Here is a 22,546-nt window from a genome sequence, read left to right as displayed (position 1 = left end):
TACTGACATGAGTCAAGACGGAGTCGGCATCGACCTGGAGACGTCACTGGGCTACCTGCTCAAAGAAGCGTCGAGCGCCCTGCGCACGGCCATGGAGGAAGTGCTGCGGCCGCTCGGGATGAGCGTGACGCACTACTCCTGCCTCGAACTGCTGGCGCAGCGGCCCGGCTTGTCGAACTCCGAGCTCGCACGCGGCGCGTTCGTGACCCGGCAGACGATGAACGTGCTGCTCCAGGCCCTGGAACGGGCCGGCCACGTGACCAGGCCCACCCAGGCGCCCGTCGGCAAGGCGCTTCCCACGCGCCTCACGCCTCGCGGCCGGCAGAGCCTTGAGCAGGCGAGCGCGGCTGTCCGGTCCGTCGAGGCCAGAATGCTCTCCGGCCTGACCGAGACCGAGCAGTCGGAAGCGTTCCGGGTCCTGCAGAGCATGGTCCGTTCCCTGCACGCAGAGCACGACGGCGCGTAGCCGGCTTGCACGTGCCCGAGGGCCTTCTCGGGCACGACGTGGAGATGCGCGCCGCGCAGGCCGGAGCGTCGGCGCCCACTCGGGCAGCGCCCGGCGCAGAGCTGCCCGGCCGCGCCGTACGGCACTGTTCGCCGAGGCCGGGCTGGAGCCCGGCAGGTCAGCGGTCTCCTCGGCCGACCGGCCCGCGACATCGCGCAGGATCACCGCCGCCCGCTGCCGGGGCGGAAGTCTCTGGATGGCGGTCAGGAACACCAGCTCCAGGGTCTCGCCCGCGACGGCCTGGTCATCGGGTTCGTGCCGGGGCACGGGCGTCTCGGGCAACCGGTCGTCGGGGAACGGATGGAGCCACGGCAGCCGCGCTGACGGCGCCCCGTCCCCGGAGTCCATGCCCGGTACCGGTTCGCAGCAGGCCGACCGCCGGTTGTACTTGCGCAGGAAGTCGAGGCAGAGGTCGGTGGCGATCCGGTACAACCAGGCGCGCACATCGCCGACCCCGCCCGGCGTCTCCCGCGCCCGCCAAGCCCGCAGGAACGCCTCCTGTGTCAGATCCTCGGCCTCGCCGCAGGAACCCAGCATGCGGTAGCAGTGCACCCGCAGCTCGCGCTGATGCCCTTCGACGAGAGCGCCGAAGTCGTCCACGGCGGGGCCGGAATTCGTCACGCGCCCCGGCGTGACGAATTCCGCGCCGACGACACCGGGCGCGTCCGCGGGACCCACGGCCCCGTCGCCGCCCTCGCCGCTCTGTCCCGCCTGCCGGGCGAGCCGCCGCAGCTGCGCGAACCGCCCCGAGAGCGCCTCGACATCGGCGTGGAACGCGATACCGGGCTCCAGCCGCAGCCGCCCCGACCGGTCGCCGAGATCGGAGACCAGCTCCCTGGCGGAACCACCCCCGGCCTGCCGACGCTCCCGGTCGGCCCGCTGCCGACACGCCTGCGAACAGTACGACGCCACCCGCCCCGGCCCGCCCCCACCGGGGATCGGACACCCGCACATCTCGCACTTCCGCGTCATGCGCCACACGCCGGATCGCCGCCTCTCCCGCCCGAAAGGCACAGTGTTCCCTTTATACCCCCAGGGGGTATATGCTCGATAGAGACGGACGGGACAGCGACACAGCCCCGTGCGGCAACTGTCCACGCAACGAAACCCGAGGATGAAGCCATGACCGACCAGACGACCACCGGCTCCTGCTGCTCCCCCAACGGTTCCTGCCACTCCGGCACCACGACCGACGTCCAGGTCGGCGGGGTCACCGCCGTCTACAAGGTGTCGGGCATGACCTGCGGACACTGCGAGGGCGCGGTGTCCGAGGAGATCTCCGCACTGGAGGGCGTCACCTCGGTCACGGCCGTCGCCGCGTCCGGCGAGGTGACCGTCACGTCCGCCGCCCCGCTCGACGAGGAGGCCGTCCGCGCCGCCGTCGACGAGGCGGGTTACGAGCTCGTCGGCACGGTGTAGCCCGCCGCCCGGCCCACGACATTCGAGCATGATCCGAACGAACGCGGGTCGGCATACGTATCCCGATGCGACAGACCCGACACCGCCTGGGTAGTGTCGGGCAGGAGATCCACAACCAGCGGAAGCGGACCAGGACGGGACCGGAGTGAAGGCGAGTCGGTACGTACGTGCGGGAGGCGCCCTCGGGCACCTGCTGCTCGTCATCGTGCTCGCCCTCGGCATCTTCACGATGCACACCCTGGGCCACCCGGACACCTCGCACGACTCCGCCATGAGCACCGCCTCCCACGCCACGCCGACGGACACCGCCGCGATGAGCGCTCCCGTCGGCACCGCGGCGGGCTTGGACCATGCAGGCATGGACCGTGTGGGTGCGGACACGCACGCGGCGGACGCCGCGGCTCCGGCCACCCACCAGCCCGCCACGGGCATGGACATGCTCTCGCTGTGTCTGGCGGTCCTGTTCGGCGCGTGGCTGCTCGCCGCGCTCCTTCGCTCGGCGTTCGCCCGGCACGAGGAATGGCTGGCGGAACTTCTCGCTCAGCTCGCCGCCGTACCGCGGCCCGATCCCCCGCCGCGCAGACCCGATCTCACCCTGCTGTCAGTTCTGCGGCTGTAGGCCGAACCGTTCTCGCGGACGCGCACCCCTGCGCGGTCCCGCGGCTACGCGTACGCCGAAACAGCACCAGAAACGACACACGAGGTGAATCACCATGACTTCCTTCACGCGCGCCCTGCGCCGCAAGCCCGCCCGCCGTATCGCCGCCGTGGGCGCGGTCGCCGCCGGCGCCCTGTTCCTCTCCGCCTGTGGTGGCGACGACGACGGCGACATGGCCGGCATGGACCACGGCAGTGGCAACAGCTCGGCGTCGGCCTCCGCCGAGGCCGGGGCCACGGGCTTCAACGACGCCGACGTCACGTTCGCGCAGATGATGATCCCGCACCACGAGCAGGCCCTGGAGATGGCCGAACTCGCCGACGGCCGCGCCTCCGACGCGGAGATCAAGGAACTCGCCGGGAAGATCGAACAGGCCCAGGACCCCGAGATCAAGACGATGAAGGGCTGGCTGGAGTCCTGGAACAAGCCGACCGCGATGGAGTCCATGCCCGGCATGGACCACGGCAGCGGTGACGGCATGATGTCGGACGGGGACATGGGGCACCTCAAGGGCATGAAGGGCGCCGAGTTCGACAAGATGTTCGCGGAGATGATGATCGACCACCACAACGGGGCGATCGCCATGGCCAAGGACGAGCAGAAGAACGGCAAGAGCGCCGACGCCGTGAAGCTGGCCGGTGACATCGTCAAGGGGCAGTCCGCCGAGGTCGAGCAGCTGAACAGCATCCTCGACCGGCTCTGAGCCCCGCTGACGCGGCCCACGGCCGGGCCGCGTCGCACCTCAGCCGTCCGGGCTCCGCCGGTTTCGTGCCGCGGAGCCCGGACGGCCGCTCCTCATCGTCGACCGACTCGCCCGTGCGCCTTCCCACCGAGGACCCATGAACCAGCGCCTCACCGCCACGGCGGCCACCGCCGTCGCTCTCGCCTTCGCCCTGACCGCCTGCTCCGGCAGCACGGACGACACCGGCACTGCCACATCCGGGGTCACCGTGAGCCACATTCACGGCCTCGGCCTGGACCCGTCCGACCAGCGCCTCTACGTCGCCACGCATGAGGGCGTCTACACCCCTGACGCCCAAGGTCGGCCCACCCTCGTGGGCGACAGCAAGGACGACTTCATGGGTTTCACCGTGACCGGGGCCAAGACGTTCTACGCGAGCGGCCACCCCACCGCAGGTGAAGGCGGTCCCGGCAACAAAGGCCTGATCAGGAGCACGGACGCCGGCAAGAGCTGGCAGTCGCTGTCCCTCTCCGGCGAATCCGACTTCCATGCCCTGGACCATGTGCACGACACCGTCTACGGGTACGACGCCACCAACGGCCTGTTGCGCACCAGCAAGGACGGCAGCTCCTGGACGGACGGCGCCGCCATCGAGGCACTCGACATCACGGTCAGCCCCCAGGACCGCGGACTCGTCCTCGCCACCACAGCCGGCGGAGTGGCCCGCAGCACCGACGGCGGCCGGACCTTCGCCGCGGCCGAGCAGCCCGTGATGGCCTTCCTCTCATGGCCGACCGAGCAAGCCCTGTACGGGATCGACACCTCGGGAGGACTGTCCCGCAGCACCGACGGCGGAAGCACCTGGCAGGAACTCGGTGCGGTTCCGGGCGGTGGCCCCCAAGCACTCACGGCCGTCGACGCCAAGCGCGTCCTGGCCGCGACGCAGAACGGGGTGTACGAGTCGAAGGACGGCGGCCGGTCCTTCACCAAGCGCCTCGATGTCGAGGCGGACGGCGGACACTGAACCGACGGCCGCCGCGCGCGCTCCCGATGCCGTGAGTGGGTGGAGTGGTGCGCCGGGTCAGCAGTTGCGGATCGACCAGACCGGCTCCCAGTCCACGTCCGGCTTCTCGGTGCTGACCGGGAAGGTCTGGATGACGTTGCCGCTCTGGCCGTAGATCGTCGCCTCGGCGTTGTCGGTCTGGCTGTTCATGACCTCGCCCGTGCCGTGCCAGTTCGACAGGTAGTAGCGGTGGCAGTCGTAAAGGAAGAAGACCCGCCACTGCCCGACCGTCGGGTCCCAGACGCCTGCGCAGAAGTTCCCTGTGCCACAGGTGATGTGGTCGCCGTTGGCCACCAGCTGGGAGGGGGCGGCCGGTGAGATCGTGGGCGCGACGGCGGACGTGCCGGACGAGGCCGCCTGCGCCGTACCGGAGCCGAAGACGGAGGCGAGCACCAGGGTCATGGTGCCGACCGCACCGAAAAGGGATCGCTGGGGGCGCATGGGCTGGGTTGCTCCTGTGGGTGTCGAGCGGTGCCGGTTGGGGTGCGCCCAGAAACCTAGAAGGCTGCCGTCCTCAACGGTCCCTGACAGATGTCAGGGACCAGCGCCGGACCCGGGGTGACGGCGAAGTGTCCGATTATCACCGCTCCGCCGTAAATGCATGGACTGAGAACCTCGTTCGACGGGACACTGCCCGCTTCCTCACCCTCGGGAGTGTCATGGGCACATCTGACACCTACGGCTCCGCGCCGGGCAGGAGTGCGGTCCTGCTGGCGCTGCGCCACTACAACCTCGAACTGCTGCGGTTGTGGCGGCTGGCGCTGCCCGCGCTGCTGCTTCCGGCCCTGGGCAACATCGGCATCCGTTACATCGCCCCGTTGCTGATCGCCAAGCTGGCGGGGCAGGCCGCCGACGACGACGGCCTCACCCTCGACTCCGCAGCCCCGTACGTGCTGGCCTTCGGAGTGACTCTGCTGCTCTCCGAGGCCGTGTGGCGGGTCGGCCAGCACTGTCTGAACCGGGTGGCCGCGCTCGGTATGGAGCACCTCTACGTCGACGGCATGGACGAACTCCTGGCCAAGGACGCGGCGTTCTTCCACGACAACTTCGCGGGTTCCCTCACCAAGCGGGTCCTGAGTTACGGCAGGCGCTTCGAGGACTTCATCGACACGATGACGTACCGGATCGTGGGCAGCCTGGTGCCGCTGGTCTTCGGTGCCGCGGTGCTGTGGACCTACTCGCCGATGCTGGTCGCCGGTCTGCTCGTGATGATGGTGCTGACCCTGGTGGCCGCCACCCCGCTGATCCGGCGCCGGCAGCGGCTGGTCAACGCGCGGGAGGCGGCGATCGCGCGCGTCTCCGGCCATGTCGCCGACAGCCTCATGAACATGGAGACCATCCGGGCGTTCGCTGCCGAACGACGGGAAGGAGCCGAGCATCGCAGCCGTGTCGCGGAGTCCCGACGGCTGACACTGAGGTCGTGGGACTACGGCAACCTGCGCGTCGACACCGTGATCGCGCCGATGTCCGTCGCCACCAATGTGCTGGGGCTGGTGGTGGCGATCGCCTTCGGCGGTCCGGGGCTGGGCGTGGAGGGGGTCGTCGTCGCCTTCACCTACTACTCCCAGGCGACCGAGATCATGTTCGAGTTCAACCAGATCTACCGGCGCCTGGAGAGCTCGATGACCGAGGCGGCGCAGTTCACCGAGCTGCTGCTGGACCCGCCCACCGTGCTCGACCCGCCGGATCCGGAGCCGCTCGCCCCGTGCGACTCCGGTGTCCGCTTCGACAACGTCACCTTCGCCCACCGGGGCGCCGCGCCGATCTTCGAAGGACTCGACCTGGACGTACCCGCGGGTGCGCGGATCGGACTGGTGGGGCGGTCCGGTGGCGGCAAGACCACCCTCACCCGTCTTCTGCTGCGGATGTCGGACATCGACGGCGGGCGCATCCTGATCGGCGGCCAGGACATCCGGCGGCTACGGCAGATCGACCTGCGCTCGCTCATCGCCTACGTCCCGCAGGAGCCCGCCATGTTCCACCGCCCGCTGCGGGACAACATCGCCTTCGCCCGGCCCGGCGCGACGGAGAAGGAGATCCTCGCGGCGGCCGAGGCGGCACATGTCACGGAGTTCGCCGAGAAACTGCCCGACGGTTTCGGAACTCTGGTGGGCGAACGAGGGGTGAAGCTCTCGGGCGGCCAGCGTCAGCGCGTCGCCCTGGCCCGCGCCATCCTGCGGGACGCACCGGTGCTGCTCCTCGACGAGGCGACCAGCGCGCTGGACTCCGAGAGCGAGATCCTCATCCAGGACGCGTTGTGGCGCCTGATGAAGGGGCGCACCGCGCTCGTGGTCGCACACCGGCTGAGCACCGTCGCGGGCATGGACCGGCTCGTCGTACTGGACCGCGGGACCGTCGTCGAACAGGGCACCCACGAGGAGCTGCTCGCGGGGCAGGGCACGTACGCCAGGCTGTGGAAGCACCAGTCGGGCGGCTTCCTCGGCGACAACGCCCGGCAGGACTCCCGCCCGCAGGTCCCAGCGGCCGACTCGGCACCGGACAGCGGCGACACGCTGTCGTCACCCGCCGGCACCCGGTCCGTGTGACGGCCGCACGCCCACCGCACGCTCAGTGAGTCCCACGAGAACGGAGGCGCCGGGCGTCCGGTGGTACTGACACATGTCAGGACAGCAGGCGGCGCGACCTCACGTACGTTGCTCCCGGTCCGCAGGCCGACCGCGGACCGGGACCACGCGCCGTATCGGGGGAAACGTTGTTCATGAAGCGCACGAGCGCTGCCGCGCTGGTCGTGACCGCGGCTCTGGGCGTCGTCACGATGGGATGCGGCCCGCAGAACCAGGACGAGAAGCGGTCCGGCACGGATCTGGGGACCTCGGCCGGCGGCAGCCGACTGCGAGAGCTGACCGACGCCGAGCAGCTCCGTATCGGAGATGCCCAACAGCGCTTGATCAAACGTTGCATGGCGCGCAAGGGCTTCGACTACTGGGAGGCGGAGCGGCTGAGCCTGGAGGAGAGCCGCACGCTCGGCTGGGTCACCGACGATGTCGCCTGGGCGGACAGGCACGGCTACGGCAGCCGTATCGAGGCCAAGCACGAACGCGCCCGGCTGACCAACAGGAATGTCACCTACCGCAAGGGCCTCTCCGACGAGCGACGTGCCGCGTACGACAAGGCCCTGGACGAAGGCGTCGACGCCCCCGTGATCACAGCCGAGGTGCCCACCGGCGGAACGGTCCGCAAGCGGGTGGGCGGCTGTGTGGCGGAGGCGGAGGAGCAGCTGTACGGAGACCGTGCGGCCTGGTTCCGTGCGGAGAAGACAGTGATGGGTCTGCAACCCCTCTACGTCCCCCAGTTGATGGCCGACAAACGATTCGCCGCGGCGCTGGCTTCCTGGTCCGGGTGCATGGCCCGTTCCGGCTACACGTACCGCACCCCGCAAGAGGCCCGGCAGGCAGCCGTCGAACAGGGCCTCAAGACAGAGCCTGACAAGGCGTTCGAGGCGGAGCGCAAGCTCGCCGTCGCCGATGCGACGTGCGCGAAGAACACCTCGCTGCGATCCATCGGGAACGAGCGCGAGACCCATTACGTCAACAGGCTTCGCGGCCGGTACGGCGACGACCTCGACGCCTATGCGCGCCTCCAGCTCCGGGCGTCCGCCCGCGCCGCGGAGGTCGTCGAACCGCGCAGGTGAGACCCCCGTTCAGGGTCTCCCGTGCTGACGGCGCACGGTCGCGACACCACGTCCACGGTCACCACCGTGGATCAGCACACCTCCGGTGAGACAGACAAACAGGAGTACACATGCGCAAGTTGACCACTGCGATCGCAGCCACCGGCCTGATGGCCCTCGGTCTCGCCGTCCCGGCGTCCGCCCAGGCGGCCGAACAGGGCATGTACTGCGACGCGGAGTGGAGCAGCCACGGCCGCGACGGCAACGTCCGCGCCTGGAACGGGTTCGACTGCACGGGCACGCTCCTCGGAGTCACTCCCGGCAACGACCCCGACTGGAGCGACAACTCGGGCCCCTTCCAGGGCAACGACTGGAACCAGCCGAAGTCCGTCGCGAACAACGGCACGATCGGCGGCAACGATGTGGTCGCCTTCTATCTGGCGCTGAACTACGCCTACGAGCACGGGTACGTCTGCCTCTCGCCGTACGAGCTGTATGCGGACGACGTGACCGACAACACGTACACCAGTGGCAGCGTGCCCATCCACATCTCCTCCCACCGCTGGGTGCAGAGCTCCGGGTGTGCCGCCAACAGCTGGCTCACCTGACCGTGAAACGGGGCGGGTCATCGAACCGTCGGCAGCGGTTTCGATGACCCGCTCATCCGTGACGGGCACAACGTGACGACACCACAATGGCCGAACCGCCTCGCGCCTCTGTCCGCATGTGATACCTAGAACTAGAATGCATCACAGTTCTAGGTATGAGGGCGATAGATGAAGGTCACCAAGGATCTCGTCGCCGCATCGGCGACACCGATGGTGCTGGGCATCCTGGCCGAGGGTGAGAGCTACGGCTACGCCATCCTCCGGCGGATCAACCAGCTGTCCGGTGGAGAGCTGGACTGGACGGAAGGCCTGCTCTACCCCTTGCTGCACCGGCTGGAGCGGCTCGGGCACGTGGAGTCGAGCTGGCAGGCGGCGACCGGGGAGCGGCGGCGCAAGTACTACCGCGTCACCGACAGCGGCCTGGCCGAACTCGCCGAGCAGCGCCGCCAGTGGGACACCGTCGTGGACGCCCTCAGAAAGGTCTGGCTCGGTCCGGGCGATCCGCGCACGTGGGCGCCGAATCCGCTGGAGGGCCCGGCATGACGACGGCGGACGGCCGGCACGGGCTGGAGACCCAGTTCGCCCAGTGGCGTTCCTATGTACAGCGCCGCCCGGAGCTGCGGCAGGCCGATGCCGAGGAGTTGGAGGACCATCTCCGGGACTCGGTCGACGAACTTCTCGCGGTCGGCCTGCGCGCCGACGAGGCGTTCCTGGTCGCCGTCAAACGCATGGGCGGTCTGGACGAGCTCTCCCGTGAGTTCGCCCGCGAGCACTCCGAACGGCTGTGGAAGCAACTGGTGCTGAGCGCCGACACCGACGGTCCCGTGACGGACGCCGCCCGGGGACGGCGGCGCGAGCTGCTGCCCGTGGTCCTCTGTGCCGCGGGCGCGGCGGCCTCGGTCAAAGTGCCGGCGCTGTTCGGACTGGACCTTGAGCACGATGCCGCGTTCTACGCACGCAACCTCGGCCTGTTCACACTGCCCTGGCTGGCCGCCCTGCTGGCCTGGCGTCGCCGGGCCGCACCGGCCCTGGTCGGTGCGCTGGTGGCCTTGTTCGCGCTCGGCGCGGTGGCGGCCAACGTGTATCCCCTCGCGGAGGATTCCCAGTCGATCGTCCTGACCGGCATCCATCTGCCCATCGCTCTGTGGTTCGTGGTCGGTCTGGCCTACGTGGCCGACGATGTACGGGCCGCCCGGCGGCGCATGGACTTCGTACGGTTCACCGGCGAGTGGGTCGTCTACATGTCCCTCATCGGGACCGGCGGCGGCCTTCTGATCCCGTTCGTGTTCGGGATCTTCAAGGCCATCGGGATCGTCCCCGAGGCCTTTGTCGTGCACTGGCTGCTGCCCTGTGGCGGGGTGGCCGCGGTCGTGGTGGCGGGGTGGCTCGTCGAGGCCAAGCAGAGCGTCGTCGAGAACATGGCGCCCGTGCTGGCACGGCTGTTCACACCCCTCATCGCCGCGGTGTTGCTGGCCTTCCTCGGCACCGTCGGCTGGACCAGCGCCGGTATCGACCTCGAACGCGAAGCGCTGATCCTCTTCGACGTCCTCCTCGCCGTCGTGCTGGGACTGCTGCTCTACTCGATCTCCGCCCGCGATCCGCTCGCCCCGCCGAGCATCTTCGACAAACTCCAACTCGTCCTTGTCCTCTGCGCTCTCGCCATCGACGTACTGGTGCTGATCGAGATCACCGGACGGATCAGCGACTACGGAACCACGCCCAACAAAGCGGCGGCACTGGGCGAGAACGTCATCCTGCTCGCCAACCTCGTCTGGTCGGCACGGCTGTTGCTGGACTTCGTCCGCCGACGTACGCCGTTCGCCCGACTCGAACGCTGGCAGACCGGCTATCTGCCCGTCTACGCCGTGTGGGCGTGGATCGTGGCCCTGGTCTTTCCGCCGCTGTTCGACTACCTCTGAGCCTGTTCACCAGGGTCCCAGCCGGTTGCGATCGATGCCTGTCGTCACGGGTGGCCGACCGCCGGTTTTCCGAACCGAGCGGTCGGCGGCCCCGGACGGCATGCCTGAAGCCGACCCGAAATACCGAACAGACGGGCGCACGGCGGCTGTTCGGACGTAGGTTGTGCCGTAGATGATCCAACCGAGGCTGAGAGACTGACGCGACTCATGACTGACCCTGTGACGACGCCCGAACCTGCGGAGCAGCAGCGGATCGACACCTCCGTGCCGCACTCCGCCCGCATCTGGAACTACTGGCTCGGCGGCAAGGACAACTACCCCGTCGACGAGCAGGCCGGCGACGCGTACACCGCCGTCTTCCCGGGCATCGTCACCATCGCCCGCAGCAGCCGCGCCTTCCTGCGCCGCAACATCGCCTACCTGGTCTCCGAGGCGGGAATCCGACAGTTCCTCGACATCGGCACCGGCCTTCCCACCGCCCAGAACACCCATGAGGTCGCGCAGCGGATCGCCCCCGAGGCACGGATCGTGTACGTCGACAACGACCCCATGGTCCTGGCCCACGCCCGTGCCCTGCTCTACTCCACCCGCGAGGGCGCGACCGCCTACATCGACGCCGACGTCACGGACCCGGACCGTATCCTCGCCGCCGCCGCGAAGACACTGGACTTCCAGAAGCCCACCGCGCTCATCCTCAGCAACATTCTGGGACACGTCGCCGGTCACGAGCAGGCCCGCTCCATCGTCACCCGGCTCATGGAGGCCCTGCCCTCGGGAAGTTACCTCTCCATCAACGACGGCTCACTCGGAATCGACCCGGTCTTCGAGCAGGCACAGGACGCCTACAACAACAGCGGCGCGGTGCCGTACAACCTGCGTACCGTTGCCGAGATCACCGCGTTCTTCGACGGTCTGGAACTGGTCGAGCCGGGTGTCGTCCCGGTCACCCAGTGGCGTCCGGAGCCTGGTTCGGACACTCCGGAGGTCATCGCCGAGCACGGCGGTCTCGCCCTGAAGCCGTAACCGGCAACCGGATCGCCGGCCGGCCGCTCCCCCCGGTGTACGGGAAGGCCGCCGGGGCGACTTCACCGGCACGCGAGCGGGCCCCGGTCGGCCAGGGGCCCGCTCGGCATCTGCCGCGGTCTGCTGTTCACGCCCGACGCGGTGCTGGGCGGGCCGCGAAGCGCGCCGAGCCGCCCGGTTCCCTTTGACGGGCCTCGGCGGCGGGCCGGCGGGCGCGGACGATTCGAAGGAGACGCCCTGGGCGGGTCGGGGCGCTGCAGGGGCCTTACGGTCCAACTCCGTGTGCACAGGAGGCAGGTGGGACCCGCTCGGGTCGGCTTCGGGGCGGGGGGCGTGTTCGCGCGCTGGCTGGGCGCGCGGGCCGACGGCGGCCGACCCACGGACACCCGTAGCCCTCGCGGGACGCCCCCCTGGCGCGGGCGCCGCCTCCGGCCGGGGACGGGAGAGCCCCTTGCGGATTCCGTGGCCGGCGCCGGCGCCTGATTCCATGGTCACTCCGCGACGGCCGGTGCAGGAGGGACAACAGTCCCGCAGCCAGGGTCGCGAAGGCCGTTGTGCGTCGCCGCTGTCAGCGTCTCGGCCTTTCCCGGCCCGGGCTCATGCAGGAGTCGCCCGTACCCGTGCGGCGGCCGGGCGGTGTCCGCCTTCGCCCCGGGCGTACGCGTCGAGATGCGCCTGGATGTACGGGACGGCCACGGTGGCGAGTTCGCCCTCGACGAAGGCGGGCTGAACGTTGACCTCGAAGACGACACCGCCGTTCTCCACGGCGAGGTCGACACCGGCAAAGGGCAGGCCGACCGACGCGGTGGCGGCGACGGCGAGCTCGGCCAGCCGCGCGGGCAGTTCCTCGGGAGTGAGATGGACCGGGGTCGCGCCCTGGCAGGTGTTGCAGGGTGTGTCGAGGGCGGGCTGGATGTGCTCCCGGGCGTGCACGACCCGGCCGTGCAGGACGAAGACCCGGAACTGGTGGCGGTGGCCCTCGGCGGTGATGTTGCCCGCGTCGCGGGACAGCATCCAGTCGGTGCCGCGCTCCGCGTAGTAGGTGACGGCCCGCCGCAGGGCCTCGCGGGTGGTGATGTGGAAGGTCTCGTTGCCGCCGGTGCCGATGACGGGCCGGGCCCACACGTCCCGTCCGAGCCTGTCGAAGGCGGCGGCCGCGTCCTCGTGGCCGGGCCCGGACAGGACGACCGTCTCCATCTGGGCGACCTTGTCCCGGGCGAGGCGCTCCACGGTCAGGTCCTTCTCGGTCGCCGTGCGCCAGGCGGCGGGGTCGGCGGCCAGGGTCACCACGCCGTGGTGGGCGAGGAGTTGCTGGAGCGCGGCGAGGGAACGACGGCGGTGGGGCGGGATCTCGTAGAGGACGACGATGTCGGCGAGCACGTCCAAGCCCTGTTCGGGGACGTACAGACGTAAGCGTCCGCGTTCCGGGATCCCGCGTGCGGATCCGTCGGCGGCGAAGTGGCGGGAGTCGATCCGCACCGCGGGTGCACCGGTGAGGAGCCGGACGGCTTCGGCGAGGTACTCCCGGCAGCCTTCGGGTGAGGTGGGGTCGGCGATCAGGGCGACGCAGGGTCGGGACACAGCTGCCTCCACGGGGCTCTCGACGCAGGCTCGTGCCGCGGGCTCCCGGTTGCGCGGCCGAGCGGACTCAGGGGTTGGTTCCTGTCGCGCGCGTGGTCACGGTGGGCGAGTCCGCCCTCGCAGCCGCTGTGCCGCGTACGTCCGGGGTCCGTGGCGGACCCGTTCGGCGATACGCGCCGGGCGGCCGGTGACCACAGGAGGTTCCGCCCTGCCGTATCCCTGGCGCAGGGTCGTGCCGTGAGGGTAGGCGCCCCGCCGGACGCCGCACCAGGGCGCACGCAGTCCCCGCGCTTGCTCCCGGTCCTGCGCTGTCCGCCCCCGGGTGTGCGCCCTGGCGGGGCGGGCGCGGACGGGACCTGCCGGTGGTCGCGGGGGCCGTCCTCGGCCGCCGTTTCCATCCCGGTGACCGATCAGTCCCGCTGGGGCACGACGGCGACCGGGCAGGCGGAGTGGTGCAGCACCACGTGGGTGACCCGGCCGAGTCGGAGCCCGAGGTGACCGTGACGGCGCCGGGCGCCGAGGACCAGGAGGTCGGCATGGTGCGAGGCGTCCTCCAGCACCCGGTGGGCGTGGCCCTCGGCGGTGCGCCGCCGCAGGTCGAGTTCCGCCGGGGCGCCCTCCAGCGCGGCCTCCAGCACGCGCACGGCCTGCTCCTCGTGGGGCCGGGTGGTGGTGCCGCTGAGCAGGGGGTGGTCGGTGTTCTCGTGCGCGGGGCGCCGCCAGGCTCGTACGGCTTCCAGAGGTACTCCCCTGATCCGTGCCTCGTGGTAGGCGAAGCGCACGGCCGCCGATCCCTTGGTGTCCGCGCCGACGCCCAGGAGGACGCACTGGTGGATGCCGGCCTTTGCCTGGTTGTCGTGTCCGCCGCGCACGACGATCACCGGGCAGTGTGCGCGGGCGGCCACGGCCAGGCTGACGGAGCCCAGCAGTGCCTCGGCGACCCCGCTGCGGCCGCGTGTGCCCACCACCAACGCACAGGCGCGGCGGCTCTCTTCCGGCAGCACGGTCACCGGTCCGTCGGGCAGTGCTTCCGCCGTCACCTCCAGTTCCGGCCGGCGTTCGCGGGCTCGCCGTGCGGCGGCCTCGACGATGTGCTCCCCTCGAAGCTTCTCGAACGGCTTTCCGTAATCCGCGGCAAGTCCCTCGCCCTCGTAGTGCTCCCACATCGAGGCGTACACCAGCCGCAACGGTGCTCCGCGCAGCACGGCCTCGTCGGCTGCCCAGTCGGTGGCCCGCAGGCTGGGCCCGGAGCCGTCAACGCCCACGATCAGGGGGGCGTCGCAGGATCGTCCGTCGAAGGCCATGGCTCTGCCTCCTCGTCGGGATGCTGTCCGGCGCCGCGAACAGCAGGAGCAGGATCCTCTGCCAGAAGGGCGGTGTGCGGCGCGTGTCCACAAGTCTCGCCCCCTGGGTCGACGTCGGGCCCCCTCCGTAGTCCCAGCGAACCGCGCCGTGAACGGCTGCGGATGGGCCGAAGGGCCCCGCCATCGGCCCTGTCCGCACTGTCCGCGCTGTCCGAGCCGACCGGGTGTGCGGCCGGGCAGTCAGCCGAGCGGCCGGCCCGTCACCGCGCACGCGCCGCCGCGTCCGACGCCCACTTCCTGCGTACGGCGTCCTCGTGCTCGTTCTGTTCAAGTGCGGAGTCCGCGAGAACGAGGGCCGTCTCCAGCCGGGGGATCCAGTGCCGCCGCAGGGCCCGCACCCGCAGCCGGGTGGCGAGCACCTCGTCCCCGACGGCACGGACGGCGGTGCCGGCGGCCGCGTAGACGGCGGCGGCACGTACGGCGGCCGCGTAGGCGGTCTCGGCGTGGAGCAACGCGGTGGCGGCGGGCGCCGGTTGGTCCAGGTCTCGCTCCGGGAGGGTGCAGGAGGCGGTGCCGGGATGCCGTACGCCCATCGTGGCGGTCCAGGCGACCTCCAGTTCCGCGGGGTGTGCGGGGGCCTCCGCCTCCAGGGCCTCCTCGCCGCCGAGGAGCAGGCCGCGCCGCAGCCAGGTCTCCGCTTCTCTCAGTCGTTCGTTCCAGTCCTCACGCGCGGTGTGCTCGGCCCGCAGGAGTTCCTCGTGGCGGGCGCGCAGGATGCGCAGCTTCTGATCCAGCAGGTCGGCCCCGCGCCGTGCGACGTCGAGGCTGCGGCGCAGTCGCATCCGGCCGGCCCTGCCCGGGGGTACGCGCAGCTCCGCCACGGGATCACCCCTCCTCGGTCCGCAGGTGGGCGTCGAGGAACTCGGTGGGCAGCATGGTCAGTTGGCCGCGCGGAAGCGTGAGCAGCACCTGCCAGGCCCGCTCCAGCGTCTGGTCCAGGGGGCGCAGTTCGTCCTTTCGCTGGTCGACGAGCCCGCGTGCGAAGGCCTCCTCGAAGTCGAGGTAGCCGCGGTCGGCCGGGCTCAGGGCCGCCTGTCCGACCAGGTCGGCGAGTTCCTTGACCTGGCGGGCCCGGGCCAGCGCGGAGAGCAGCTGGGCCGCGACGTCGAGATGGTCCTCGCGGGTGCGGCCGGGGCCCGCGCCCCTGCGCATCAGACGGGACAGCGACGACAGCGCGTCCACGGGCGGGTAGACCCCCCGGGCGTGCAGCTGCCGGGAGAGGACTATCTGGCCTTCCGTGATGTATCCGGTGAGGTCGGGGACCGGGTGTGTGATGTCGCCCGCGGGCATGGTGAGCACCGGCAGCACGGTCACGGAGCCGGGCAGACCACGGATGCGTCCGCAGCGTTCGTACAGGGACGCCAGGTCGCTGTAGAGGTAGCCGGGGTAGGCGCGGCGGGCGGGGATCTCGCCGCGGGCCGCGGAGACCTCGCGCAGTGCCTCGGCGTAGCTCGTCATGTCCGTCATCACGACCAGGACGTGGCGGCCCTCCGCGAAGGCGAGGTGCTCGGCGACGGTCAGGGCGATCCGCGGGGTGAGGATGCGCTCGATGACGGGGTCGTCGGCGGTGTTGAGCAGGAGCACCAGTTCCCCCGCCGCGGAACGCTCCTCCAGCGCGTCCCGGACGAACCCGGCGTCCGCGTGGGTCACTCCCATCGCGGCGAACACGACGCAGAACGGCTCGCCGCCGGCCGTCGACTGCGCCGCGATCTGCGCGGCCAGTTCCAGGTGCGGCAGACCGGCCGCCGAGAACACCGGGAGTTTCTGGCCACGTACGAGCGTGGTCAGAGCGTCGACGGCGCTGACACCGGTGAGCACCGGGTCGGCAGGCGGTTCGCGGCGCACCGGGTTGACGGGACGCCCGCCCACCGCCGAGGCGGCGCCACCGAAGACGGGCGGGCCCCCGTCGAGGGGTTCTCCGCGGCCGTTGCAGATCCGGCCCAGCCACCCGGGGCCGACGGGGACGCGCAGCGGCGATCCGGTGAACGCGGCGCGCAGCCGTCCGGGGTCCAGTCCCGCGGTGTCCTCCAGGACCTGGACGACGGCCGTGCCGCGGTCGACCTCCAGCACGAGTCCGTGCCGCGGTGCGCCGGTGTCGGGGGTGAGCAGCACGAACTCGTCCCAGCCGACGCCTTCGACCTTGTCGACGACCGCGAGCGGACCGCGCAGTTCCCGCACCGAGGTGTACTCCACGCCTGTGTTCATGTCGTCAGCTCCCCGAGCCGGGCGAGCATGGCCGCCCGCAGTGCCCCGACGGTCTCGGCGTCGTGCGGGCCCGCCTCCTCACGGGCGCGCAGGACGGGCGAGAAGTCGACCTCCTCGATGCGTGCCGCGGGTACACCCTGGCCGGCCAGTTCGCGGCAGCGGTCGACGACCGCGAGGACCGCCTCGGCGAGCGCGGCCGTCTTCTCGGTGCCGCTGTAGGCGTCCCGTTCGGACAGCGCGCTCTGCTGGAGCACGCCCTCGCGCACGAGCCGGCCGCCCAGGACGCTGATGCGCTCCTGGTCGGGCAGCGCCGCGATGCCGAGCAGGTCGACCAGGTCGGCGAGCCGGTCCGCCTCCGCGAGCAGCCCGGAGACCCGGGCTCGTCGGGCGGGCCAGTCCGGGTCGTCGGTGGCGGCGCGGTGGGCGCCGAGCGCCTCGGCGTCGCGGGAGAACGACTCGGCCCAGGAGACGGCCGGGTAGTGGCGCGCGTAGGCGAGATCGCGGTCGAGGGTCCACAGGCAGCGGACGAAACGCTGGGTGTGGGAGGTGACCGGTTCGGCCATGTCGCCGCCCGGCGGGGACACCGCGCCGATGACCGTCACGGAGCCGGTGCGCCCGCCGAGGGTGGTGACCGCCCCGGCCCGCTCGTAGAACGCGGCGATCGCCGAGGCGAGGCCCGCGGGATAGCCCTCCTCGGCGGGCAGCGCGCCGGTACGGGAGGAGAACTCACGCAGTGCCTCCGCCCAGCGGGACGTCGAATCGGCGATGACGACGACGTCCAGGCCCATGTCGCGGAAGTACTCGGCGACGGTGACGCCCGTGTAGATGCTGGCCTCCCTGGCCATCATCGGCATGTTGGAGGTGTTGGCGACGATCACCGTCCGGTCGGCGAGGCGTCCGCCGGTGCGCGGGTCGGTGAGGGCGGTGAACTCGTCGATGACGTCGGCCATCTCGTTGCCGCGCTCGCCGCAGCCGACGTAGACGATGACGTCCGCGTCGCACCACTTGGCGATCTGCTGGAGCAGCACGGTCTTGCCGGTGCCGAAGCCCCCGGGTACGGCGACGGTGCTGCCCAGCGCCACCGGGAAGAGCAGGTCGATGGCGCGCTGGCCGGTGCGCAGCGGGCGGCCGGTGTCCAGCCGTTCGCGGACGGGGCGGGGTATCCGGATCGGCCAGTGGGTCGTCATCCGGACCGGGGTGCCGGCGACCGTCGCGACCACGGTGTCCTCGGGATGGCGGCCTGCCGCCGCGATGGCCTCCACCGGGCCCGCGCAGCCGGGCGGCACCAGCACCTTCAGCGCTACCGGTCCGGCCCCGCCGATCTCGCCGAGCAGGTCGCCCGGTCGGACGTCGTCGCCCTCGGCGGCCCGGGGCATGAACGGCCAGGTCGGTCGGTCCGTGTCGGGCCGGCCTTCGACGGCTTCAGGTTCCAGCCACGCACCCGCGGCCGACAGCGGGCGCAGCAGCCCGTCGAAGATCCCGCCCAGCAGGCCGGGGCCGAGGGTCGCGGACAGCGGGCGGCCCAGCGGCCTCACCGGCATGCCGGGCGCGAGGCCGCCGGTGTACTCGTACGCCTGGACGGTGACGACGGCGTCCCGGATCGCGACGATCTCCCCGGGCAGCTCCCGCTCGCCGAGCGCCACCAGGTCGTACATCGCGGTGCCGCCCACGCCTTCGGCCTCGACCAGCGGGCCGGCGACCCGAAGGATGCGCCCGGTGCCGTACCGGGTCTGCGTCAGGGTGCCCACAGTTGCTCCACCTCCGCTCCGGTCCGTTCGAGGGCACGCTCGGCGAGCGTGGCCAGGCTGAGGTCGAGCCGGCGTCCCGGGGCCTCGCCGACGATTCCGCCGCCGGGGGCCTCGGTGACGAGGGCGTCGGGGCCGAGCAATTGCCTTACGCGCGCTGCCAGTCGTTCGCGCAGGTGCGGGTAGGCGTCGGTGTCGCGCAGCGCCTCGACGCCCTCGACGACCTGGCGTCGCAGTTCCTCCCAGCACTCACGGCGGGCGGCGAGTTCACGGGCGCGGGCGGCCCGGCGGGCTTGGGCGTGGACGGCTCGGCGGGCGGTCTCGGCGTCGGCCGCGCCCTGACTGCGGGCCTCGGCGAGGATGCCGGCCGCCCGGGCCTCCGCGTCCCGGAGCAGGGACGCTGCGTCCTCGGCGGCCGCGGTCAGCAGGGCCTGGGCGTCGGCGGCGGCCTCTTCGAGGAGGCGGTCACGTACGGGGGCGAGGGCGGTGGCGGTCTCGGCGGGGTGGTCAGGCTTCGGGGCGGGGTTACCAGGACGCCCCGTGCCCATGGCCGCGTGACCACGGTGTCCGATGTTCATGACGGCATCACGGCGACGAGCCGTCCCTCTCCCCCGCCCCTCTCCGGGCCGAGCGCCTCGGCCGCGGCGGGCGTGAGGAGCACCAGTCCGACGTCCGCGGGAAGCGCCCGCCACGCGGCCCGCACCGCCTCCGCATCCTGCGCGGGGTGGGCGGTGACGCCGACGGCCGAAAACCCGATGACGCGCTGCCGTTCCCCGATCGCCGCGATGTACGCCATGGCTAGGTCTTCCCGATCAGGATGATGGCGACGACCAGGCCGTAGATGGCGATGCCTTCGGCGAGGCCGACGATGACCATGGCCCGGCCGAAGAGCTCGGGCCGTTCGCTGAGCGCGGCCAGTGCCGCGGCGCCCGTGTAGGCGACCGCGATGGCCGCACCGATGGAGGCTCCGGCGACGGCGATGGCGGCGCCGATGAGGGCCGCGGAACCGGAGCCCGAGCTCTCGGCGGCGGCCGTCTGGGCCTGGGCCGAGCCGCCGTTCAGCGCGAGCAGCAGGAGCACCAGGGCTCCGGTGAACAGGGCCGCGTCCGCCGCGAGGATCGACCGCAGCACGGCCCGGCTGCGGCGTCGCAGCAGGCGTCGGGTGACCCCGTAGGCCGCGACCAGCAGCGGCAGTGCGATCAGCCAAGCGATCATGATGTCACCTCCGTGCCGTGGGGTGTGGGCACATGTGCGTCGAGGGTCTGGGTGGGCACGTGCCAGGGGTGGAAGGGCCGTCCTTCGGCGTCGAACACCCGGGAGAAGAGCTCGTAGAACTCCAGCCGCAGGGCCTGGACGCCGGCCACCAGCGCCTCCAGGGCGAAGGCCAGCGCATTGCCGAGGACGAACAGCAGCACTCCGGCGACCAGGGCCACCGGACCGGCGCCGGCCAGGGACTCGGTGCCGCGCCAGACGATGTCGCCCAGCGCCGCGTGGGTGAGCCCGAACGCGGCGAGCCGGGCGAAGGAGACCGTGTTGGAGCCGATGCGGATCACGACGTCGAAGACCTGCACGCCGGTCTGGAGGGCTCCCGAGCCACCGCCGCCGGAGGCCGCGAGGAGCCCGGTGCCGACCAGGCCCAGGCCGATGAGGGCGATCGCCGAGCCGGTCCCGGCGATCACCGGCGTGTGCAGGGCGATGCCGGCCGCGAGGACCGCGAACCCCAGGAAGACCAGGGCTCCGGCGATGCCGGACGCCGCGTACAGGGCCCGGCCCGGGCCGCCCTCGCGCCATCGGTTGACGATGCCCGCCGTGTAGGCGAGGGCCAGCAGCACCGCGCCGAGGGCGATCGCGCTGCCCAGCAGACGCATGGGCTCGTCCAGGGGGTTGAGCCACAGCACGGGCAGTACGCCGGTGGGGCCGAAGAACTCTCCGTAGGCCACTCCGGCGAGGGTGCTGGCCGCGCCCGCGCCGGCGAGGAAGGGCCACAGGGGGCGCAGGGACGCGAGGCGGGCCGGACGGCCGGATCCCAGCAGGAGTGCGCCGAGCAGGAGCAGGACGCCGTGGCCCGCGTCGCCGAACATCATGCCGAACATGACGACGTAGGCGATGCCCGCGGGCAGGGTGGGGTCGACGTCGTCGTACGGCGGAGTGCCATAGGTGCGCACCAGCGGGGTCAGGGAGCGCCGCACCGTGCCGTCGTCGGACAGCAGGGTCGGCGGGTCGATGCCGCGGGGTGTGCGCAGGGGGACGACGGTGCCGCCGACGTCCGCGAGGCGGGCCGCGAGGCGGGGCAGTTCCTCGGCGGGGCACCATCCGGCGAGGCCGGCGACGGTGCCGCGCCAGACGGCGGCTTCGCGGTACGTCTCCAGTTGGGCCTCGCCCGCCAACAGGTCGGCCCGGCCCTCCCGCCGGAGGGTGTCGAGGTCGGGCTCGGTCGGGGCGAGCAGGGCCTGTCGGGCGTCGGCGTCCAGCCGCTGGAGCTGTCGGGCGGCCGGTCCGGGCGGGCTGGGCCCGTGGGTGCGGTCGAGTTCCACGCAGTCCGCGTCGGCGACCTGCACCAGGGTGTCACGCAGGGCGTCGCGGGAGGCCACGACGGCGACTCGCCGCATGCGGGTCGGTGCCAAGGAGTCAGCCCAGGAGTTCATCGAACGCCTCCCTCGCCCGGCCGTCGTGTGCGGCGCACTCCAGTCCGGCCCGTACTCGCCACGCGTCGACGCCCAGGACGGCGGCCGCGCCCACGACGGGCGACATGTCGAACCGGGCCCGGCTCAGCAGCGTCAGGGCGTCCCGCTCGACCTCGGGCCACCAGCGGGCCTCGGCACGCCACAGGTCCTCCGGCCGCCCGACCCCCTCCAACGCCCAGCGGGCGGGCGGGGCCAACCGGGCTCGGAAGTCGCCGAAGGCCGGAGCTTGCACGGCGGCCGTGCCGAGGAGACGGGCGGCGTCCCGGGCGGCGCGCTCGGTCAGCCGGTGTCCGGTCAGATGGACCTCGCGAGCCACCAGCAGCGCGGCCTCCCCCGCCGCCCAACGCTCCGCCGGGGGTACGTACCCCGCCGTGCGCACGGCCGCCGACAGCCGCATCCCGGTGAGCACGGCAGCGGGAGTCTCACCGCCGGGGTCACCCCACACGGACGTGGCCAGGACGGCCCGTATTCCGGCCGGTGAAGCGGCCTGGGCCAGCCGCGGCCAGGCTGTGGCCAGCATGCCCAGCCGGTACGGCGTCGGCGGCGACCCGCCGGCCAGTGTCAGCAGCCGGTCGCGGGTGTTGGCGATCTCGAAGCCGGACGCCAGCAGGCGTACGGCGGTGGCACCGGCCCGGGGCTGCCATCCGGCGAGCACCCGCAGCTGCCACACCAGGGCGTCCGAGACGGCCCGCCCGGCGTTCCCGTCGAGGCCACGACGGTAGATCGTCGCGGCCAGGAGGCGCACGCAGTCGGCCGGACCCGACGCGTCGGCCAGCGCGCGTGCCGTGTCGGGCCCCGCACGCCGGGCCGCCATGGCCCTGGCCCGGGTCACTCCCGCGACCCACCCGATGCTCATGGCGGCCTCCGGCACGGTGTGTCGGGGGTGAGCTCCCGCGTCACCCGGGCGACCACGCGTGCAGCGAGGTCCGGGGTGCGGGCACGGGCCCGCGCCCGCAGTTCTCGTACGGCGTGTCGCGCCGCCGCGTCCCCATGGGTGGCCTCGGTGACTGCTTGGGCCCTGCGGCGGGACGCGGTCTCGGTCCTGAGCTCCATGGCCCGTGCCCGCGCCGCGCGCAGGGTGCGGTCGGCCTCCTCGGCGGCGGCGCGGCGGCGCTCGGCGGCCTCGTGGGCCGCCGTGTCGCGGAGGGCGGCGGCCTGGGCGGCGGCATCGTCCAGCAGGGCCAGCACCGGACCCAGTTCGGCGGTGAGCTGCACGCTCCGGTCCATGGGGACGGCCCCGCCGACCGCCGGTCCGGGCGATTCGGCCGGCCGCCAACGCGCGAGGAATCCGCGCAGCCCAGGCATGAGCACCTCCCGGATCGACACCGGTCCCAGCGTTTCCTGTCTTCACGTTAGGAAGACGGGCGAGGGCTTCACAGGGGCCTGTTGACCTGCCGGAAGGGCCGAGCGGCCCCTGTCCGGGTCACCGGGCGGGCGCGATGGTGGGCGTAAGAGCAGT

23 protein-coding genes and 1 pseudogene are annotated in these 22,546 nt (G+C 72.0%); 11 read left to right on the top strand and 13 right to left on the bottom strand.

The features are described 5' to 3' along the window. Positions 1 to 7 precede the first annotated feature (7 nt). A complete protein-coding gene (locus PH203_RS39905) occupies positions 8 to 466 on the top strand; it encodes a MarR family transcriptional regulator (RefSeq protein WP_289926836.1) in 459 nt (152 codons plus the stop codon). Between the two features lie 96 nt (positions 467 to 562). On the opposite strand, the pseudogene PH203_RS39900 reads toward PH203_RS39905, so the two are convergent. After that, positions 563 to 1,459: pseudogene (locus PH203_RS39900) on the bottom strand (sigma-70 family RNA polymerase sigma factor); the annotation flags it as partial. Positions 1,460 to 1,627: 168 nt separating this feature from the next. Here PH203_RS39900 and PH203_RS39895 point away from each other — a divergent pair. From PH203_RS39895 to PH203_RS39880, 4 genes are all read left to right on the top strand, one after another. Further along, complete coding sequence (locus tag PH203_RS39895) at positions 1,628 to 1,924, top strand: heavy-metal-associated domain-containing protein (protein WP_289926792.1); 297 nt, start codon at positions 1,628 to 1,630, stop codon at positions 1,922 to 1,924. 145 nt (positions 1,925 to 2,069) lie between these two features. Next, positions 2,070 to 2,543, top strand: a complete 474-nt coding sequence (locus PH203_RS39890; protein WP_289926791.1) for a hypothetical protein — start codon at positions 2,070 to 2,072, stop codon at positions 2,541 to 2,543. Positions 2,544 to 2,637: 94 nt separating this feature from the next. After that, positions 2,638 to 3,285, top strand: a complete 648-nt coding sequence (locus tag PH203_RS39885) for a DUF305 domain-containing protein (RefSeq protein WP_289926790.1) — start codon at positions 2,638 to 2,640, stop codon at positions 3,283 to 3,285. Between the two features lie 136 nt (positions 3,286 to 3,421). Beyond that, a complete protein-coding gene (locus PH203_RS39880) occupies positions 3,422 to 4,288 on the top strand; it encodes a F510_1955 family glycosylhydrolase (protein WP_289926789.1) in 867 nt (288 codons plus the stop codon). A 57-nt stretch (positions 4,289 to 4,345) separates the two neighbouring features. On the opposite strand, the gene PH203_RS39875 is transcribed toward PH203_RS39880, so the two are convergent. Further along, on the bottom strand, positions 4,346 to 4,768 hold the full coding sequence (locus PH203_RS39875) for a hypothetical protein (RefSeq protein ID WP_289926787.1): 423 nt from the start codon (positions 4,766 to 4,768) through the stop codon (positions 4,346 to 4,348). A 218-nt stretch (positions 4,769 to 4,986) separates the two neighbouring features. On the opposite strand from PH203_RS39875, the gene PH203_RS39870 reads away from it, so the two are divergent. The 6 genes from PH203_RS39870 to PH203_RS39845 all read left to right on the top strand — a co-directional run bounded on the left by PH203_RS39870 (position 4,987) and on the right by PH203_RS39845 (position 11,508). Continuing rightward, a complete protein-coding gene (locus PH203_RS39870) occupies positions 4,987 to 6,873 on the top strand; it encodes an ABC transporter ATP-binding protein (RefSeq protein WP_289926785.1) in 1,887 nt (628 codons plus the stop codon). A gap of 173 nt (positions 6,874 to 7,046) precedes the next feature. Continuing rightward, positions 7,047 to 7,979, top strand: a complete 933-nt coding sequence (locus tag PH203_RS39865; protein ID WP_289926784.1) for a hypothetical protein — start codon at positions 7,047 to 7,049, stop codon at positions 7,977 to 7,979. Between the two features lie 110 nt (positions 7,980 to 8,089). Then, the gene (locus PH203_RS39860) at positions 8,090 to 8,566 is read left to right on the top strand and encodes a hypothetical protein (protein ID WP_289926783.1); all 477 of its coding nucleotides are present in this window, start codon (positions 8,090 to 8,092) and stop codon (positions 8,564 to 8,566) included. A gap of 168 nt (positions 8,567 to 8,734) precedes the next feature. Then, positions 8,735 to 9,109 (top strand): PadR family transcriptional regulator, encoded by a 375-nt coding sequence (locus PH203_RS39855; protein ID WP_289926781.1) that lies wholly within the window; start codon positions 8,735 to 8,737, stop codon positions 9,107 to 9,109. Further along, positions 9,106 to 10,485, top strand: coding sequence for a permease prefix domain 1-containing protein (locus PH203_RS39850; protein ID WP_289926780.1), 1,380 nt, complete (start codon positions 9,106 to 9,108; stop codon positions 10,483 to 10,485). The genes PH203_RS39855 and PH203_RS39850 overlap by 4 nt, the downstream gene beginning before the upstream one ends. Positions 10,486 to 10,692: 207 nt before the next feature. Continuing rightward, positions 10,693 to 11,508, top strand: a complete 816-nt coding sequence (locus PH203_RS39845) for an SAM-dependent methyltransferase (RefSeq protein ID WP_289926779.1) — start codon at positions 10,693 to 10,695, stop codon at positions 11,506 to 11,508. A 597-nt stretch (positions 11,509 to 12,105) separates the two neighbouring features. Here the strand turns inward: PH203_RS39845 and PH203_RS39840 are convergent. From PH203_RS39840 to PH203_RS39790, 11 genes are all read right to left on the bottom strand, one after another. After that, positions 12,106 to 13,089, bottom strand: coding sequence for an alpha-L-glutamate ligase (locus PH203_RS39840; protein ID WP_289926777.1), 984 nt, complete (start codon positions 13,087 to 13,089; stop codon positions 12,106 to 12,108). A gap of 410 nt (positions 13,090 to 13,499) precedes the next feature. Next, positions 13,500 to 14,393 carry a universal stress protein gene (locus tag PH203_RS39835; RefSeq protein ID WP_289926775.1) on the bottom strand — a complete coding sequence of 298 codons (894 nt, stop codon included), beginning with the start codon at positions 14,391 to 14,393 and terminating at the stop codon, positions 13,500 to 13,502. Between the two features lie 260 nt (positions 14,394 to 14,653). Then, positions 14,654 to 15,274 (bottom strand): V-type ATP synthase subunit D, encoded by a 621-nt coding sequence (locus tag PH203_RS39830; RefSeq protein ID WP_289926771.1) that lies wholly within the window; start codon positions 15,272 to 15,274, stop codon positions 14,654 to 14,656. Positions 15,275 to 15,278: 4 nt separating this feature from the next. Continuing rightward, positions 15,279 to 16,658, bottom strand: a complete 1,380-nt coding sequence (locus PH203_RS39825) for a V-type ATP synthase subunit B (RefSeq protein WP_289926769.1) — start codon at positions 16,656 to 16,658, stop codon at positions 15,279 to 15,281. Continuing rightward, positions 16,655 to 18,406: a V-type ATP synthase subunit A gene (locus PH203_RS39820; RefSeq protein ID WP_289926767.1), complete on the bottom strand. Its 1,752-nt coding sequence runs from the start codon at positions 18,404 to 18,406 to the stop codon at positions 16,655 to 16,657. The genes PH203_RS39825 and PH203_RS39820 overlap by 4 nt, the downstream gene beginning before the upstream one ends. Further along, positions 18,394 to 18,981 (bottom strand): V-type ATP synthase subunit E family protein, encoded by a 588-nt coding sequence (locus tag PH203_RS39815; protein WP_289926765.1) that lies wholly within the window; start codon positions 18,979 to 18,981, stop codon positions 18,394 to 18,396. The genes PH203_RS39820 and PH203_RS39815 overlap by 13 nt, the downstream gene beginning before the upstream one ends. Then, on the bottom strand, positions 18,978 to 19,199 hold the full coding sequence (locus PH203_RS39810; RefSeq protein WP_289926764.1) for a V-type ATP synthase subunit F: 222 nt from the start codon (positions 19,197 to 19,199) through the stop codon (positions 18,978 to 18,980). Before PH203_RS39810 ends, PH203_RS39815 begins: the two co-directional genes overlap by 4 nt. 2 nt (positions 19,200 to 19,201) lie before the next feature. Continuing rightward, complete coding sequence (locus PH203_RS39805) at positions 19,202 to 19,618, bottom strand: ATP synthase subunit C (protein WP_289926761.1); 417 nt, start codon at positions 19,616 to 19,618, stop codon at positions 19,202 to 19,204. After that, a complete protein-coding gene (locus tag PH203_RS39800; RefSeq protein WP_289926760.1) occupies positions 19,615 to 21,048 on the bottom strand; it encodes a V-type ATPase 116kDa subunit family protein in 1,434 nt (477 codons plus the stop codon). The genes PH203_RS39805 and PH203_RS39800 overlap by 4 nt, the downstream gene beginning before the upstream one ends. Next, positions 21,032 to 21,943 carry a hypothetical protein gene (locus PH203_RS39795; RefSeq protein WP_289926759.1) on the bottom strand — a complete coding sequence of 304 codons (912 nt, stop codon included), beginning with the start codon at positions 21,941 to 21,943 and terminating at the stop codon, positions 21,032 to 21,034. The genes PH203_RS39800 and PH203_RS39795 overlap by 17 nt, the downstream gene beginning before the upstream one ends. Beyond that, complete coding sequence (locus PH203_RS39790) at positions 21,940 to 22,392, bottom strand: hypothetical protein (protein ID WP_289926758.1); 453 nt, start codon at positions 22,390 to 22,392, stop codon at positions 21,940 to 21,942. Before PH203_RS39790 ends, PH203_RS39795 begins: the two co-directional genes overlap by 4 nt. Positions 22,393 to 22,546: the final 154 nt, after the last annotated feature.

The sequence above is a fragment of the Streptomyces sp. S.PB5 genome (genome assembly GCF_030403745.1).
Lineage (GTDB): Bacteria > Actinomycetota > Actinomycetes > Streptomycetales > Streptomycetaceae > Streptomyces.
The sequence above is the reverse complement of the archived record's forward strand: the minus strand, read 5'-3'. Positions and strand labels throughout refer to the sequence as shown.